We start from the raw sequence: 16,424 nt of genomic DNA on the forward strand, positions 1-16,424 counted from the left end.
TGGCAGGGGTCCGCGGGTGGCGATCCGAGGAGGAGGCGCCCCGCGCGGACCTGGCTGTCGGGCGCCCGCTCCCTCAGCTCAGTCGCTCGGCCAGTCCGACGATGATGCCCTCCGGGCCGCGGACGTAGCAGAGCAGATAGCTGTCCTCGAACCGGGCGATCTCGCCGAGGAGTTCGGCGCCGTGAGGGCGAAGGCGGGCAACGGTGTCCTCGATGTCGTCGACGGCGAACATGACACGGTGCGTGCCCAGGATGTTGTGCGGCCGGTTGCGCGGCCCGGCACTGATCACCGCGGGGTTGCGGTACTTCGCCAGTTCGAGCCGGCTGTGGCCGTCCGGGGTCCGGACCATCGCGATCTCGCAGCGGACGCCGTCGAGCCCGGTGCATTGGTCGGCGAAGAGACCCTCCACCTCCGCCCTGCCCTCCAGCTCCATACCGAGTTCCACGAAGAACGCGACGGCGGCGTCCAGGTCCTCGACGACGATGCCGACGTTGTCCATCCGCTGAATCGCCATGCTGGTTTCTCCCTCTTCCTCTTCCTCGCGCGGCCGGTGGTGGCCGCTGATGCCCCTGGGACGGAGCCGGTGTCACGTTCTCGACATCCCCGGACCGCCGGCCTCCGAAAAATCCGGGTCACGCCTCAGGTGGCGTCCCTCCGGATGTACCGACCGCCGCCGACACCCGGCCCGCACGGCGGACGCATCTCCAGCGCCGTCGGCTCACCGGTTCGGAGAACGGGCGGTCAGGCGCGAAGTCCCGAGAGCACACCGTCACGTCCTCACCGCAGCGCCGGCCCGATCCGGGCCCGCCGAAGAGCAGCGTGCCGATGCGGTGCGCAGGGTCGGCGGGCCGGAGGCGGCTACGGCAATGCCGATCGTGCGGCCGGGGTGATGCCCACCCGCTCTTGATCGTCGCCATCCCCACATCAGCGACAGAGCCCAAGGAGTGGACCGGAGACCGCAGTCACCTACCGGGCGCCCCTCTCGACCGTGCGGCTGGTGCTCGCGCAACTGGGCATTTCTATAAAGGTAGTTGGTGTGCGCTTTACTTGCGCCACACTGCCTCTGCGGGATGCGGCGGACGAAGGGGAGTGCTGCATGGGCGGGTGGAGACCGGTCCTGGCCGTGGCGGCGGGCGCGCTGCTGCTGGCGGGGTGTACGGGCGAGGCGGACAACGAGGCCGAGGCGGACGGGAAGGCGAACGGAAGTCCCGGCGCCTCGCCCTCGGCGTCGCCGTCGCCGTCGTCGACCACCAGGAGCGAGCCGTACACGCTCGCGGAGGCACGGGCACCGAAGACGCGGGCCGAGGCGGTCGCGTTCGTCCGTGGGCTCGACGTACGGCCCGACTACTTCGGTATCGGGTACCGCAAACGCGAGCCCTTCGAAAGCGACCCGGACATGTGGGCCGTACTCCAGGAGGACTGCCTGTGGCAACGCGAGGCACTACCGGAGAACGTGCTGGCCAGCCTCACGCGGGCGTTCGAGTTACCGGAGAAGGACGGCAAGGGGTCGGTGTACGTCTCGCTGACCGTCACCGTGCACGAGGACACCGTCGCCGCGCGGCGCGACATGGCCGAGTCGCTGGAATCGGCACTGCGCTGCCCCGAGCAGCGACTGAACGCCACGGACATGGTGCGCGGGCTGTACTCCCGGCTCGACGCGTTCGCCGACGCACGGAATGTGATCTCGGACGACGACCTGGCGGAGTCCGGTGAGTGGGCCGTCGACGGCACGAGCGAGGCGCACCCCTTCGACTGGTACAAGTACCGGCTCGGTCCGGTCACCGTGGCCGCGACGGCTCGTCATGGCGCGGGTCGTAGCGCGGAGGAGGACGCCGCGATCACGTCCGGCTTGGCCGGAGGGGTGACCTTGGCCGCCGCCGAGATCGACCGCACGGGCGAGGCCGGTGGTACGGGCGGCACAGCCGAGGCGGCCGGCTCGCCGAGCCGGACCGAGGGGGTGCAGCGATGAGCGAGAGCTTGCGGTCGTCCGATCCGTCGCGTATCGCGGGGTTCCGGCTGTTGCGGCGGCTCGGTGCGGGCGGCATGGGCGTCGTCTATCTCGGGCGTACCGACGCGGGTGCGCTCGCGGCGATCAAGGTGATCCGGGGTGAGAGCACCGGTGACGACGACTTCCGTGCCCGGTTCGCGCGGGAGGTGGAGCTGGCGCGACGGGTGGACAGTCCCTGGGTGGTGCCCGTCCTGGACGCCGACGCCGAGGCGCGGGAGCCGTGGCTGGCCACCGTGTTCGTCCCCGGGCCTTCCGTCGCCGAGGCGGTCGCCGCGCACGGCCCGCTGCCGTCGGATGCCGTGCGCGTCCTCGGCGGGTCGCTGGCCGAGGCGCTGGACGCCGTGCACGCGGCCGGTCTTGTCCACCGGGACGTCAAGCCGGGGAACGTACTGCTCGCTCCGGAAGGACCGCGCCTGATCGACTTCGGCATCGCGCGGGCCGTCGGCGACACGGCGCTGACCGCGTCCGGGATGGTGGTCGGCACACCTGGATTCCTCGCCCCCGAGCAGGCCGAGGGGGAGTCGGCCTCGCCCGCGAGCGATGTCTTCGCGCTGGGCTGCGTGCTGGCGTACGCGTCGAGCGGCATCCCGCCCTTCGGCACCGGGACCCCGGACGCCCTGTTCTACCGCACCGTCCACGATGAGCCCGAACTCCGTCGTCTGGAGGGCGAGTTGGGGGCGTTGGTGGAGCGTTGCCTGGCCAAGGACCCCGACGCGCGGCCCACCGCCGAGGAGGTCCGGGACCTGCTCGCCGAGGACGCTCCGGACACCTCCGGTAGCTGGCTCCCCGCCCCTGTCGCCCGGATGGTCGCCGCGCGGGCCGCCGAGAGCCTCGCCCTGCCCGGTATCGAGCCCACGGTCGTCGACGGAGCGGAGGAACAGACCGCGCCGGACACTCCCGTCCGGTCCCTCGGCCGACGCCGTCTGCTGCTCGCCGGCGGTGCGCTGCTGCTCGCGGGCGGTGGGACCGGAGCAGCGGTGTGGGCGTCCGACGACGACGAGGAGCCGTCCGCGGGCGCCGGGCGTCCCGTGTACGTCCTCGGCGTGCACACGGCCACCGGCACGGCCGATGCCGCCGTCAGCCGGGTCTGCGAACGTGCCGCCCTTCTCGCCGTTGCCCAGCACAACGCCACGCCGAAGCGTTCCTACGACCTGAAGGTGAAGGTCCTGGCCGACCGGGGTGATGTGGACTCCGCACGCGAAGTCGCCCGTACGTTCACCGCTGACCGGGACGTCGTCGCCGTGCTGGGTCCGGTCGCCGAGATCCCGATGCGTGCGGCCGCGGCCGTCTACGGCGAGGCGGGTCTGACCCATGTGTCCAGCAGCACGGGTCAGCAGGACTACTTCGTGACCTCGTCCAAGACCTCGTTCCAGACCGGCACCGCCCATCTCGCGCTCGGCGGCTGGATCGCGCTCCACGCGCTGGTGGCCGGCCAGGTGGTCCCGATCGGCGTCGTCATCGACCGGTCCGGAGGCACGGCCATCCAGGACCAGGGCGCCGCGCTGATCGCCGGCTGGCGCGACACCCTCGGTGCGGAGGTCGTACCGCGCGTCGTCGCGGAGGAGACGGGCGACGGCCCGAAGACGGTCCGTGAACTAATTGCCGCCGGTGTCGGAGCCCTCGCGTACCTGGGTCCCCTGGACGCCACCGTCCGGGCCGCCCGGGACCTGGCGACGGCCGGCTTCACCGGACCGCGCTGGATGCAGCATCAGCTGTACGGCTCGGACTTCCCGAGCCGGGCGGGGAGCGCGGGCGAGGGCTGGTACGTGGTCACGTCGGCGGTGGACCCCTCCGTGCTGACGACGCGGAAGGCCAAGGACTTCACAGCGGCCTGGCGCAGGCGTTACGGCGACACTCCGGAGCCGTACGCCACCGAGGCGTACGACAGCGTGCGGATGCTGCTCGGCGAGTTCGCCCGCACGGTCCCGGCCGGTGCGCGCGAGCGGCCGGTACGGGACCGGCTCGCCGTGCGGCTGGACAAGGCGAAGTACGACGGCATCGCCCGGACGTACGCCTTCGGCGAGTACCACCAGTACGACAACAGCGGGGACGGCTGGAGTGATGAGACCTTCGTCCACGTGGTCCGCGGCGGGCGGTTCCGGCAGCTGGGATCGTTGGGCGAGCTGCAATCCGCGGCGAAGGCCCGGAGCTGACGGAGGCCGGAGCTGACGGAGGCCGGGTCCCTCGAAGGCCCGGAGCCCGCGGGCGGGAACGACGGGGGTGCCGTCGAAGTGCGCGGGCCGGTGGGAAGGGGCGGGGACCCCGCGGAGCCCCTGGACGGTGGCCGGGGACGATCGGGGAACGGAGGCGGTTGACGTGGTGGAACGGCTGCTGCCCTCCGATCCGTCCCTGATCGGCGGGCACCGGCTGGCGGGACGGCTCGGTGCGGGCGGCATGGGCGTCGTCTACCTGGCGCGTTCGCCGCTCGGCGCCTGGTGCGCGCTGAAGGTGATCCGCGCCGAGTTCGCCGACGACCACGGCTTCCGGGCCCGGTTCCGCCGCGAGGCCGAGCTCGCGTCGCGCCTCACCAGCCGCTGGATCGTGCCGGTCGTCGCGGCCGACGCCGAGGCCCGTTCCCCGTGGCTGGCCACGGCCTATGTCCCCGGCCCGTCCCTCGCCGAGGCCGTCGCGCTGCACGGACCCTGGCCCGAGGCCCAACTGCGCGGCCTGGGCACCACGCTGGCCGAGGCGCTGGACGGGGTACACACGGCCGGTCTTGTCCACCGGGACGTCAAGCCGGCGAACGTACTGCTGGCCGTGGACGGGCCGCGCCTGATCGACTTCGGGATCGCGCGGGCCGTCGGCGCGACCGCGCTCACCGCGGACGGCTCCGTCGTGGGCTCCCCCGGCTACCTCTCGCCCGAGCAGGCCCGCGGGCACACCGTGGGTCCGCCCAGCGACGTCTTCTCACTCGGCTGCGTCCTCGCCCACACGGCCACCGGTCGGCCCCCGTTCGGCACCGGCGGCGCCGCGGCCGTGCTGTACCGGACCGTGCACCGGGAACCGGACCTGGACGGCGTACCGGACAGCCTCGACCCGATCGTACGGCGATGTCTGGCGAAGGAACCGGAGCGGCGTCCCGGCGCGCGCGAACTCCGCGACGTCTTCGGTGAGTTCGCCGCGGCCCACTGGCTGCCCGAAGAGTTGCCCGCTCTGGTCGCCACCCGTGCCGCACGTGTCCTCGACCTGCCCACGCCCGAACCGACCCGGGTCACCGGCCCCTCCTCCGCGGAATCCCCGGGCGCACCGCCCTCGCCCACCCGGCGGCGCCTGCTCGTCGCGGGGGCCGCGTTCGGTGTCACCGCGGCGGCCGGGGCAGCCGCGTGGTGGAAGTGGGGCCGGGCCGGGGCGTCCGCGAACACCGGCCCCGTACGGCGGTCCCGCCACGTGGTTGCCCTGCTCGGCGACCCGGACGGACCCGTCTTCACAGCTCACAGGCGCGGCGCCCTCCTCGCTGTCGAACAGCACAACCGGGACGCCGGGCGCACCGTGGACCTCGTGCTGCGCACCGCCGACGACCGCGGCACCGCGACCGGCTCCGCCGGGGCAGCCGCCCGGCTGGCCGCCGACCCGGACGTGTCCGTGGTGATCGCCGCGGGCACGAACGCGACCGTGCCCGCGGCGCTGGGCCCGTGCACGGAGGCACGGCTGACCCTGCTGGTCACCCGCGCCGACACCGAGGACCTCAACAACGTCAACACCACCACCGCGCTCGTGCTGCGCCCCACCCTGACCATCGGCCCGCCCGCGGTTCTGCGCTATCTGAACCGGGTGGTCGAGCCCGCCCGCACGGTGATCGTGCACGATCTGGCCACCGAGGTGGAGAGCCTGGCCACGGTCCGCATCGCCATCGGCTACGGGAAGCTGGAGAGCGATACGGTGGTGGAGGAGGTCGCGGCCGACGAGGACTTCTCCGGGGTCGAGCGCCGCATCGCCGCCCGCCCCCGGGACGCGGTCCTCTTCGGCGGGGTGAACCCCGACCGTGCCGCCGCCTGCGCCCGCGCGTTGCGAAACGCGGGCCACCGGGGTGCCCGGGTCGCGGGCGAGCACGTCCTCGCCACTGCGTTCCTCGCCGTCGGCGAAGGCTGGCGCATCGGCACGGGTTACACCGACGCGCGCGCCGACTCCCGCACCAAGGCGTTCGCAGCCGCGTTCCGCGCCCGCCACGGGCAGCCGCCGGGCCCCTGGGCCGCCGAGGCGTACGACGCCGTCCGGTTCGCCGCCCACGGCCTCGCCGCCGTCGGCGACGACGGCCGGTCCGCCCTGCGTTCCGAACTCCTGCGCCGCCCCTGGCAGGGCATCACCCGCCGCGTCAGCTTCGACGCCACCTCACAGTTCTTCGAGACCGGCGACGACAGCGGCGGGTTCCTGTACCGAGTGACCGGGGGAGCCGCCCGCTTCGTGACGCGCTTCGACGACATCGGCAAGAAGACGTGAACCAGGGTTCCTTGCGAGCGAAACTCCCACGAGGCCCTCGCGGCAGAACTACGACTACCTCGTGGCCCAGCAGCCGGCGGGCCACATGGTGTCGAACAGTCGGGGACTGGTGCGACGAGCTCCGGCTCCCGTGTCCCGAATAGCCAGAGGTCGTTTCAGATCCTCTCTGAAACGACCTCTGACCTGCGACTTCGTAAAGTCGGGACGACAGGATTTGAACCTGCGACCCCTTGACCCCCAGTCAAGTGCGCTACCAAGCTGCGCCACGTCCCGGTGCGATGTCACACGGGGTGGTGCCCCGCGTGATCACGCAGGTCAACCCTACCGCACGCGTACGGGTGCGGGTGCCGGACGCTCGGTGACCGTGGTCGTGAGGCGCTCCGCGCGGCGGGCCGGGACCAGGAGGGCCGCGCCGGCCGCGCCGAGGCAGAGCACCGCGAGCAGGGCGTAACCGTGGGTGTAGCCGGACTCGTAGGGCAGGCCCGAGGGCTGAAGCCGGCCGGTGACCAGGACGCTGGTGACCGCGGCGCCGATGGAGCCGCCGATGGTGCGGATGTTGGCGTTCATGCCGGTGGCGGCGCCGGTCTGCTCGGGCGGGACGCTGCCCACGATCAGGTTGGCCATCGAGGCGAAGGCGAGGCCGATGCCCAGGCCGAACACTCCGGACGCGACGGCGATCTGCCACTGCTCGTCGTGCCAGAGGGCGAGGATCGCACAGGCGACGGCACCGAACGCGGCACCGGTCGCGAGCTGGAACTTGGCGCTCATGACGGGCGCGAGCCGGCCGCCGAGCACGCCGGACAGGAACATCGCGAGCAGCATCGGCAGCATGAGCAGTCCGGACGCGGTGACGCTGGCGCCGAAGCCGTAACCGGCGGAGTCGGGGGTCTGGAGGAAGCCGGGCAGGAAGGACCAGATCGCGTACATGCCCGCGCCGAAGAGCAGGGCCGCAGTGTTGGTCGTCCACACGGCGGGCAGCCGCATCACCCGCAGGTCGATCAGCGGGTTGCGGGAGCGGGCCTCGGTGGACAGCCACACCGCGAAGAGGACGACGGCGGCGGCGAACAGGCCGATCACCTTCGCCGAGCCCCAGCCCCACTGGCCGGCCTGGCTCAGCGGCAGCAGCAGGGCCACCAGCCACGCGGACAGCAGCCCGGCGCCGAGCCAACTGACGCTGCCCGTGGCCCTCTTGGGCGACTCGGGGACGTAGCGGAAGGCGATGAGCACGGTCACGGCGACGATGCCGACCGGTATCCAGAACAGCCAGCGGTAGTCGAGCGCGGACACGATGGGTCCGGCGGCCACGATGCCGACGCCGCCGCCGGCCGCGATCACGGCGGACAGGTTGCTGATGCTGCCGCTGACACGGGCGGTGTCGAACTCGTCGCGGATGATGCCGAAGGACAGCGGGAACAGGGCGCCGCCGACGCCCTGGATCACCCGGGCGACGATCAGGACGCCGATGCTGGGCGCGAGCGCGGCGACGAGACAGCCGGCGAGCACGGCCAGCAGGACGGCGACGAGGGTGCGCTTCTTGCCGACGAGGTCGCCGACCCGGCCGAGGATCGGGGTGAAGACCGAGGCGGACAGCAGGTACGCGGTCATCACCCAGGTCGCGGTGGACTGCGAGGTGTGCAGGGCGTGCTGGACGGTCGGCAGGGCCGGCGCGATCAGCGACTGGAGCATCGAGAACACGCCGGCACCTGTCGCGAGGACCGCGAAGGTGAGGCGGGTGGACTTCCGGGGCATGAAAAGCCTCTCCGAGGACGAACGCGGAGGGTGGTCGGTCGGGGTACGGGCGGCACGGTGGGCGCGCGGCCCGTGAGGGTCGTACGGGTTCGTACGGTCCGGCCGCACGCGGACACGGGGGACCGCGGCGATGCCACTCCGCACTGCTAAAGTGGAGGTACCCCTCCACTGTAGCGGAGGCACACCTCCGCTTCAACCGAGCCGCTCCCCCTGGAGGCAGCTGTGACGGCCACCTCGTTCCCCATCAGCGAGATCGTCGCGTCCAAGCGGCCACACCGTAAGGACGCCGCCCGCAACTACGACGCCCTGCTCGACGCGGCGCGGGATGCCTTCGCGGAGAAGGGTGCGGACGCCGCCCTGGAGGACATCGCGCGCCGCGCGGGTGTGGGCATCGGCACGCTGTACCGCAACTTCCCGACCCGCCGCGACCTCTTCGAGAGCGTGTACGCGAACGAGGTCAACGCCCTGTGCCGGGTGGCCTCGGAGGTCGCCGACCTGCCGCCGTGGCAGGCGCTCACGGCCTGGCTGGACCGGTTCGCGGGCTACATGATCACCAAGCGTGCGGTGCGCGAGGCGCTGAACGGGGAGTCCGAGGTCTTCCAGGCGTGCCGCGAGTCGATGTACGCGGCCGGGGACCCGCTGCTCACGCGCGCGCAGGAGGCGGGCGAGGCGCGCGCCGACATCTCCTTCGGCGATCTGCTGCGGCTGGTGGCCGGGGTGACGGCGACGGCCTTCGACGACGAGGCCCAGCGCGACCGCGTCCTGACGATCGCCCTGGACGGCGTACGCACCCGCTGACAACGGCTCGCGCCGCGGACAGGGGGCACGCAGGGGGCCGGCGCCGCGGACGCCGACCACACAGCGGCTGACACCGCGGACACGGGGCACGCATGGGCCGGCACCGCGAACAGGGGCCACACCGGTGCTCGCGCCGCGGACAGGGTCACGCTGGGCTGACGCCCCAGACGCCGACCACACAGGGACTGACACCGGGCACGCCGGACTCGCAGGGGCTGACACCCCGGACAGGGGCCACACCGGTGCTCGCGCCGCGGACAGGGGGCACGCAGGGGCTGACGCCCCAGACGCCGACCACACAGGGACTGACACCGGGCACGCCGGACTCGCAGGGGCTGACGCCCCAGACGCCGGGCTCGCAAGGGCCGGCGCCGCGGACGGCCACACCAGTGCTCGCGCCGCGAACGCCGACCACGTAGGGGCCGGCGCCGGGCACGCCGGACTCGCAGGGGCTGACGCCGCGGACAGGGGACACACCGGTGGTCGCGCCGGGGACAGGGACACCGGTGTCGGTGTCGCGGACGCCGGGCACGCCGGTTCCCTCGGCCATCGGCGCCGACGTGCCCCGAGCCGACCCGACCCGCCGACACCGGGCCCGCCTCGCCCTGGCCTGTCAGCCCCGGCCCGCTCCGTTGCCGTCCGCCGGCGCCGACCTGCCCCGGGTCTCGGCCGTCGGCACCGTCCCGCCTCCCCCCGGCCCACCGACACCGGCCCACCCTGCCGTTACCCCACCCCCCGCGGTGGCCCCGTGGTCCCCCGGATTTCCAGGCGCGGGGGTGTCAGCAACAGGCGGGCCGGGGTGGTCGGGTGGTTCAGGCGGGTCAGGAGGTGGTGGGCCGCCCGGTGGCCGAGTTCGTGCGGGGCCGTGTCGACCGTGGTCAGCCACACGTGCCGCAGCCGGGCGATGCTCGTATTGTCGTACCCGGTCACCGACAGGTCGTGCGGTACGCGCAGGCCCAGCTCCCCGGCCGCCGACAGCACACCCACGGAGGTGATGTCGTTGACGGCGACCACGGCGGTGGGCCGGTCGGAGCGGGCGAGCAGCCGGACGGCCGCGCGGTAGCCGCCCTCCTCGGTGAGGTCGCCCGGCTCGACGACCGCCTCCGCCCCGTGCTCGCGCATCGCCGCCTCGAAGCCGCGCCGCCGCAGCTCGCCGACCGCGCCGTACCCGGTGACGTGCGCGATCGCGCGGTGCCCGAGCCCGAGCAGGTGCTCCGTGACCAGCCGGGCCCCGGCCTCGTCGTCGCCCGCCACCACGTCCACCCCGGGCAGCACCGGCTCGCGGGCACCGGCCACGACGACCGGCATCCGCGCGGCGACCCCGGCGAGTCCGGCCGCGTCCGGCAGCGTGCCGACGACCACCAGACCGTCGGCGCCGAGGTCCAGGAAGGGGCCGGCGAGGTCGTCGCCGCTGCGGCGGCCGAGCCGGGCGTCGGCGAGCAGCATGCGCAGTCCGGCCGCGTGCAGCACGGAGTTGAGCCCGTCGAGCAGATCGACGTACCAGGGGTTGCGCAGGTCGTCGAGGAGGACACCGACCGTGCGCGTGCGCTGCTCGCTCAGGCTGCGGGCGGCGGCGTTCGGCCGGTATCCCAGTTCCCGTACGGCCCGCAGGACGGCCTCGCGCTTCTCGGGGCGCACCCGCCCGGAGCCGCGCAGCACGAGCGAGACCAGCGACTTGGAGACCCCGGCCCGGTCGGCCACGTCACGGATGGTGGGCGGTCTCATGGGATGGACCGTTCCACGCGGCCGGGCGCCTGTCAAAGGCCCCCGTGGCCCCGATGGGGGGCTTGACACCGGGCCGTGCGCGTCATCACTGTGGCGTCGGCGGGAGATGGACCGGTCCAACCCGATGGGTCCAAACCGGTGCCTGCCGGGTTCCCGGGAGTCCGAAGAGGGGCTGGCATGGTGGAAGCGCTCGGTGTCGCGGTCGTCGGATTCGGCTGGATGGGCCGGGTGCACACCCAGGCGTACACCCGGGTCGCCCACCACTATCCGCACCTCGGCCTGCGCCCCCGGCTGATCACGGTCGCCGAGGAGGTGCCGGGCCGCGCCGAGGAGGCCGCCGAGCGCTACGGGTTCGCCTCGGCGACCCGTGACTGGCGGGAGGTCGCCGCCGACCCCCGGGTGCGGGCAGTCAGCATCACCGCCCCGAACTTCCTGCACCGGGAGATCGGCGTGGTGATGGCCGGGGCCGGCAAGCACATCTGGATCGAGAAGCCGGTGGGGCTGACGGCCGGGGACGCCCGCGCCGTGGCGGACGCCGTCGCCGCGGCCGGGGTCCAGGGCACGGTCGGCTTCAACTACCGCAACGCGCCCGCCGTGGAGGCGGCCAGGGACCTGATCGCGGCCGGCGGGATCGGCACGGTCACCCATGTCCGCGTCCGGCTGTTCAGCGACTACGCCGCCCATCCCGACGGGGCGCTGACCTGGCGCTACGAGCGTGAGCGGGGCGGCAGCGGGGTGCTCGGCGACCTCGCCTCGCACGGCGCGGACCTCGCCCGCTTCCTGGTCGGCGACATCGTGTCCCTCACGGCCGACACCGCCGTGTTCGTGCCCGAGCGCCCGCGTCCCACGGGTGCCACCGCCGGTCACACGCTGGCCTCGGGCGGCGAGCCGGGCCCGGTCGAGAACGAGGACTACGTCAGCTGTCTGCTGCGGTTCGCCTCCGGTGCCCGGGGCGTGCTGGAGGCGTGCCGGGTCTCGGTCGGCGAGCAGAACAACTACGGCTTCGAGGTGCACGGCACCAGGGGCGCGGTCCTGTGGGACTTCCGCAGGATGAACGAGCTGGCGGTCAGCCGCGGCACCGCGTACCAGGACCAGCCCGTCAGCACGGTGTTCGTCGGCCCGGGGGACGGTGAGTTCGGCGCCTTCCAGCCGGGCGCGGCCAACGCCATGGGCTACGACGACCTGAAGGTGATCGAGGCGTACCGCTTCCTGCGCTCGGTCGCCGAGGGCGTCCCGCACGGCACCACGCTGACGGACGCCGTGCGCAGCGCGACCGTGCTCGACGCGATGGCCCGCTCCGCGGAGAGCGGCGCCTGGGTCACCGTACCGGTGGTGTAGGCATGTTGTAGGGCGTCACCACCTGGATCGCCGACGGCAGGGTGGGTCCCGCGGGCGGCAGGGCGCCGTGGGCGCGCATCACCAGGTGGCACGCCTCGCGCATGTCGTGCCCCAGGTCGTGGTGGAGCACGGCGGACAGCCGGTGCTCGCGCAGCAGCCGGGTGTTGTCGTGGTCGAGGTCGTGGGCGACGAACACGGCGCACTCGCGGCCGAGATCGGCGAAGGCCCGCAGCGTGGCGATGTTGCCGCCGCCGATCGAGTAGACCGCTCGGATCTCCGGATCGCGTTCGAGGGCGGCGCGGACGAGGTCGTACTGCGTGGCGTCCAGGCCCTGGCCCTCGGCGATCTCGACGAGCGTGCGCTCGGGGCGCAGGGCGCGCAGGGCGGCGCGGAAGCCCATCTCGCGCTCCTCCTCGTTGCGGAAGAAGCCGCTGCTCAGGCTGGTGAGGACGTTGCCGGGGCGGTCGCCGAGCCACTGGCCCGTCAGATAGGCGGCGGTGGCGCCCGCGGCGCGGTTGTCGATGCCGACGTAGCCGATACGGCCGCTGGCGGGCAGGTCGGTGACCAGGGTGACGACGGGGATGCCCGCGGCGGTGAGCCGGCCGACGGCCTCCGTGACCTCGGGGACGTCGGGGGCCTTGAGGATCACGCCCTGCGAGCCGCGCCGGGCGATCCGGTCCAGGGTCGCGACCTGTTCGGCCACCGGACCCGTCTCCCGGAAGTGGAAGCGGGAGCGCAGCACGGCCGGGTGCAGGGAGGGCAGTTCGGCCTCCAGGGCGGCCCGGACGGCGGTGGTGAACCGCTCGGGGGCCTGCATCACTATGTCGATCATGAAGGTGCGGCCGACGAGCCGGACCTGGGTGCGCTGGCGGTCCAGGTCGGCGATGGCCCGGCGCACCTCCTGGGCGGTGCTGTCGCGCACCCCTCCCCGGTCGTTGAGGACGCGGTCCACGGTGGCCTCGCTGAGACCGGCCTGACGTGCGATCTCACGGATGGGAAAGGGGTGGCCCATGGGGCGGGACTCCTCGGCCGCTTGAGGGGTTTTTGATGGCTTCCTGCTGGTTGTTCGAGGTGTTTGTACTGACAAGAATGACAGCACCACGTCACCGCCGTGACCGAGGGCCCGCCGCAACCGTGACCGGAAGCGGCCGCCTCCGTGACCGAAAGAAGGACGCCGATGTCCCTCACCACCGCGCACGACCGCGCCTGGCTGTCCGAACGGGACTGCGATCTCGACGCCTTCCGCGCCCTGGTCGAGCGGACCACGGACCTCGCCGACCATCCGTACGCCGCGTCGGTGGAGCGGAACGTCCTGATCTACGACAGCGAGCGGCTGCGGGCGGCCGGGGACCGCCGGGCGGTGGCGGCGGAGCTGGTGCGCGCGCTGAGCGAGGGCCCTGGCGTGGTGGTGTTCCGGGGCGCGTTCCCCGACCCGTCCGTGGTGGACCGGGCCACGGTGGTGTTCGAGCGGCTGATCGCCGAGCAGCGGGCCGCGGGGGCGACCGCGGGCGACCACTTCGCCGCGCCGGGCGCCAACGACCGGGTGTGGAACGCGCTGGAGAAGACGGCGCTGTACGACCCGGAGGCGTTCGCCGACTACTACGCCAACGACGTGCTGGCGCTGGCCGCGTCGGCGTGGCTCGGGCCGGGCTACCAGGTCACCTCGCAGATCAACGTGGTCAACCCGGGCGGCGCCGGGCAGACCCCGCACCGCGACTACCACCTCGGGTTCCTGTCGAACGAGGCGGCGGCCGGCTATCCGGCGCACGTGCACCGCCTCTCCCCCCTGCTCACCCTCCAGGGCGCGGTCGCCCACTGCGACATGCCGGTGGAGTCGGGCCCGACGCTGTACCTGCCGTACTCCCACCGGTACGAGCCGGGCTACCTGGCCTGGCGGCTGCCGGAGTTCCGGGCGTACTTCGAGGCGCACCACGTGCAGCTGCCGCTGGCCAAGGGCGACGCGGTGTTCTTCAACCCGGCGCTGTTCCACGCGGCGGGCACCAACCGCACCGCCGACGTCCGCCGGACGGCCAATCTGCTCCAGGTGTCGTCCGCGTTCGGGCGGGCGATGGAGACGGTGGACCGGGAGGCGGTCGCGGGCGCGGTCTACCCGGTGCTGCTGCGCCGGAAGGCCGACGGTGTGGACGAGGAGTGGCTGGAGAACGTGATCGCCGCGAGCGCGGAGGGCTACGCCTTCCCGACCAACCTGGACCGGGACCCGCCGGTGGAGGGGCTGGCGCCGCCGTCGCAGGCGGACGTCGTCCGGCGGGCGCTCGGCGAGGGGCTGCCGCCGCGGGCGCTGCGGGCCCGGCTGAGGGCCGGCGCGGGCCGGCGGGAGAGCTGAGCCGGCCGTGGGAACCGAGGGAGGGCACACGCCCGTGGGACTTCTCGACGACAAGGTCGTCCTCGTCAACGGCGGCAGCCAGGGGGTGGGCGCGGCGATCGCGCGGGCCGCCGTCCGGGAGGGCGCGCGGGTCGCCGTGTCGGGCCGCAGGGCCGAGCCGGGCGAGGCGCTGGTGGCCGAGCTGACGGCGGCCGGCGGCAAGGCGCTGTTCGTCCGCGCCGACCTGGCGGACGCCGAACAGGCCAAGGCGTCCGTGACCGCGGTGGTCGAGGCGTACGGCCGGATCGACTGCCTGGTGAACTCGGCGGGGCTGACCGCGCGCGGGAGCCTGCTGGACACCACGCCCGAGCTGTTCGACGCGCATGTCGCGATCAACCTCAGGGCGCCGTTCTTCGCGATGCAGGCGGCGGTCGCCGACATGGTGGCGCGCGGGGCGCCGGGCACGGTCGTCAACGTCATCACGTCGTCGGCGCACGGCGGCCAGCCCTTCCTCGCGCCGTACGTCGCCGCCAAGGCCGGGCTGATCGGCCTGACCCGCAACGCGGCGCACGCCCACCGCTGGGACCGGGTCCGGATCAACGGCCTGAACATCGGCTGGACCGACACCGAGGGCGAGGACACGACCCAGCGGACCTTCCACGACGCCGGCGACGACTGGCGCGAGCAGGCCGCGGCCCGGCTGCCGATGGGCCGGCTCGGCCGGCCCGACGAGATCGCCGACTTCGTGGTCCTGCTGCTGTCCGACCGGTCCGGGGTGGTCACCGGCTCGGTGATCGACTGGGACCAGAACGTCCTCGGCGGCCTCGACTAGCCGCCCCGCGGGACAGACCGCGCCACGCCTCGGTCGGGTGCGGCAGCGTCGTGGCCGGGCGCGCAGTTCCCCGCGCCCCTTCGGGGCGCCCTTCACCTCCCTCTGTACCAAGGAGCAGTAAGCACATGCGTATCGGAATCCTCGGCCTCGGCCGTATCGGCGCCTTCCACGCCGAGACCCTCTCCGGGCTCGACGCCGTCGAGTCCCTCGTCGTCGCCGACCCGTTCGCGGACGCCGCGCGCGCCGCCGCCGAGCGGTTCGGGGCCGAGGTCGCGGACTCGCCCGAGGCGGTCCTGGCGGCCGGGGTGGACGGCCTCGTGGTGGCGGCGGCCACCGACGTCCACCCGTCGCTGATCCTGGCCGGTGTCGAGGCCGGTGTCCCGGTCTTCTGCGAGAAGCCGGTCGCCCGCACCATCAAGGAGGGTGTGGAGGTCCTCAGGGCGGTGGAGGGCAGCGACGTGCCCATCCAGATCGGCTACAACCGCCGCTTCGACGCGGGCTTCACGGCCGCGCGGGCCGCCGTCGCGAGCGGGGAGCTGGGCACGCTGCACACGGTCCGCTCCACGACGCTCGACCCGGCGCCGCCGCCGGCCGCGTACGTCGCCGCGTCCGGCGGGATCTTCCGCGACTGCTCGGTGCACGACTTCGACATCATCCGCTGGGTGACCGGCCGCGAGGTGACCGAGGTGTACGCCGTGGGCGGCAACCGGGGTGCCGACTACATCAAGGAGGCGGGCGACGCCGACACCACGGGCGCGGTCCTCACCCTGGACGACGGCACGATCGCGGTGGTCTCCAACAGCCGCCACAACGCCCGGGGTTACGACGTCCGCATGGAGCTGCACGGCTTCCGGGACTCGATCGCGGTGGGCCTGGACGACAAGCTGCCGCTGCGCTCGGTCGAGCCGGGGGTCACGTTCCCCGCGGGCACCCCGCACGACTTCTTCATGGACCGCTTCGCGGCGGCCTACCGCGCGGAGCTCACCGCGTTCACCGAGGTCGTGGCCGGCACCCGGCCCTCGCCCTGCACGGTGGCGGACGCCCTGGAGGCGGGCTGGATCGCGGAGGCGTGCACGCTGTCGCTGCACGAGCACCGTCCGGTGACGCTGGCGGAGGTCCGCTAGGGCGTGTTTCGAAAGTAGCGCCGTCCGCCCGGAGGGCGGGGCCCGCGGCGTCTGGTGCGTGCAGTCGCAAGGCGGAGGATCGCCCTCGTA

12 protein-coding genes and 1 tRNA gene are annotated in these 16,424 nt (G+C 73.5%); 8 read left to right on the forward strand and 5 right to left on the reverse strand.

Annotated elements, in window-relative coordinates:
* Nucleotides 1-73: 73 nt before the first annotated feature.
* Nucleotides 74-514, reverse strand: coding sequence for a VOC family protein (locus AB0F77_RS34970; RefSeq protein WP_361956059.1), 441 nt, complete (start codon nucleotides 512-514; stop codon nucleotides 74-76).
* A 582-nt stretch (nucleotides 515-1,096) separates the two neighbouring features.
* Here AB0F77_RS34970 and AB0F77_RS34975 point away from each other — a divergent pair.
* The 3 genes from AB0F77_RS34975 to AB0F77_RS34985 all read left to right on the forward strand — a co-directional run bounded on the left by AB0F77_RS34975 (nucleotide 1,097) and on the right by AB0F77_RS34985 (nucleotide 6,445).
* Nucleotides 1,097-1,969 carry a hypothetical protein gene (locus tag AB0F77_RS34975; RefSeq protein WP_361956061.1) on the forward strand — a complete coding sequence of 291 codons (873 nt, stop codon included), beginning with the start codon at nucleotides 1,097-1,099 and terminating at the stop codon, nucleotides 1,967-1,969.
* The gene (locus tag AB0F77_RS34980; protein WP_361956063.1) at nucleotides 1,966-4,161 is read left to right on the forward strand and encodes a bifunctional serine/threonine-protein kinase/ABC transporter substrate-binding protein; all 2,196 of its coding nucleotides are present in this window, start codon (nucleotides 1,966-1,968) and stop codon (nucleotides 4,159-4,161) included. Before AB0F77_RS34975 ends, AB0F77_RS34980 begins: the two co-directional genes overlap by 4 nt.
* A 163-nt stretch (nucleotides 4,162-4,324) precedes the next feature.
* Nucleotides 4,325-6,445: a bifunctional serine/threonine-protein kinase/ABC transporter substrate-binding protein gene (locus AB0F77_RS34985; protein WP_361956065.1), complete on the forward strand. Its 2,121-nt coding sequence runs from the start codon at nucleotides 4,325-4,327 to the stop codon at nucleotides 6,443-6,445.
* 199 nt (nucleotides 6,446-6,644) lie between these two features.
* On the opposite strand, the gene AB0F77_RS34990 is transcribed toward AB0F77_RS34985, so the two are convergent.
* Nucleotides 6,645-6,718: transfer RNA gene (locus AB0F77_RS34990), tRNA-Pro, on the reverse strand.
* A gap of 48 nt (nucleotides 6,719-6,766) precedes the next feature.
* Nucleotides 6,767-8,194: an MFS transporter gene (locus AB0F77_RS34995; RefSeq protein WP_361956067.1), complete on the reverse strand. Its 1,428-nt coding sequence runs from the start codon at nucleotides 8,192-8,194 to the stop codon at nucleotides 6,767-6,769.
* A gap of 222 nt (nucleotides 8,195-8,416) precedes the next feature.
* Between AB0F77_RS34995 and AB0F77_RS35000 the strand changes: the two genes are divergently transcribed.
* A complete protein-coding gene (locus tag AB0F77_RS35000) occupies nucleotides 8,417-8,992 on the forward strand; it encodes a helix-turn-helix domain-containing protein (RefSeq protein WP_361956069.1) in 576 nt (191 codons plus the stop codon).
* A gap of 723 nt (nucleotides 8,993-9,715) precedes the next feature.
* On the opposite strand, the gene AB0F77_RS35005 is transcribed toward AB0F77_RS35000, so the two are convergent.
* Nucleotides 9,716-10,717, reverse strand: a complete 1,002-nt coding sequence (locus AB0F77_RS35005; RefSeq protein ID WP_361956071.1) for a LacI family DNA-binding transcriptional regulator — start codon at nucleotides 10,715-10,717, stop codon at nucleotides 9,716-9,718.
* A gap of 177 nt (nucleotides 10,718-10,894) precedes the next feature.
* Between AB0F77_RS35005 and AB0F77_RS35010 the strand changes: the two genes are divergently transcribed.
* Nucleotides 10,895-12,055 (forward strand): Gfo/Idh/MocA family oxidoreductase, encoded by a 1,161-nt coding sequence (locus AB0F77_RS35010; protein WP_361956073.1) that lies wholly within the window; start codon nucleotides 10,895-10,897, stop codon nucleotides 12,053-12,055.
* On the opposite strand, the gene AB0F77_RS35015 is transcribed toward AB0F77_RS35010, so the two are convergent.
* Nucleotides 12,036-13,067, reverse strand: coding sequence for a LacI family DNA-binding transcriptional regulator (locus AB0F77_RS35015; RefSeq protein WP_361956075.1), 1,032 nt, complete (start codon nucleotides 13,065-13,067; stop codon nucleotides 12,036-12,038). The two genes, AB0F77_RS35010 and AB0F77_RS35015, sit on opposite strands and share 20 nt — an antisense overlap.
* Nucleotides 13,068-13,232: 165 nt before the next feature.
* Here AB0F77_RS35015 and AB0F77_RS35020 point away from each other — a divergent pair, with 165 nt between their 5' ends.
* The 3 genes from AB0F77_RS35020 (at nucleotide 13,233) to AB0F77_RS35030 (ending at nucleotide 16,334) form a co-directional block, all read left to right on the forward strand.
* The gene (locus tag AB0F77_RS35020; protein ID WP_361956077.1) at nucleotides 13,233-14,399 is read left to right on the forward strand and encodes a phytanoyl-CoA dioxygenase family protein; all 1,167 of its coding nucleotides are present in this window, start codon (nucleotides 13,233-13,235) and stop codon (nucleotides 14,397-14,399) included.
* 34 nt (nucleotides 14,400-14,433) lie between these two features.
* Nucleotides 14,434-15,210 carry an SDR family oxidoreductase gene (locus AB0F77_RS35025; RefSeq protein ID WP_361956079.1) on the forward strand — a complete coding sequence of 259 codons (777 nt, stop codon included), beginning with the start codon at nucleotides 14,434-14,436 and terminating at the stop codon, nucleotides 15,208-15,210.
* A gap of 125 nt (nucleotides 15,211-15,335) precedes the next feature.
* Nucleotides 15,336-16,334: a Gfo/Idh/MocA family oxidoreductase gene (locus AB0F77_RS35030; protein WP_361956081.1), complete on the forward strand. Its 999-nt coding sequence runs from the start codon at nucleotides 15,336-15,338 to the stop codon at nucleotides 16,332-16,334.
* Nucleotides 16,335-16,424 lie beyond the last annotated feature (90 nt).

The sequence above is a fragment of the Streptomyces sp. NPDC026672 genome, from assembly GCF_040638185.1.
GTDB lineage: Bacteria > Actinomycetota > Actinomycetes > Streptomycetales > Streptomycetaceae > Streptomyces.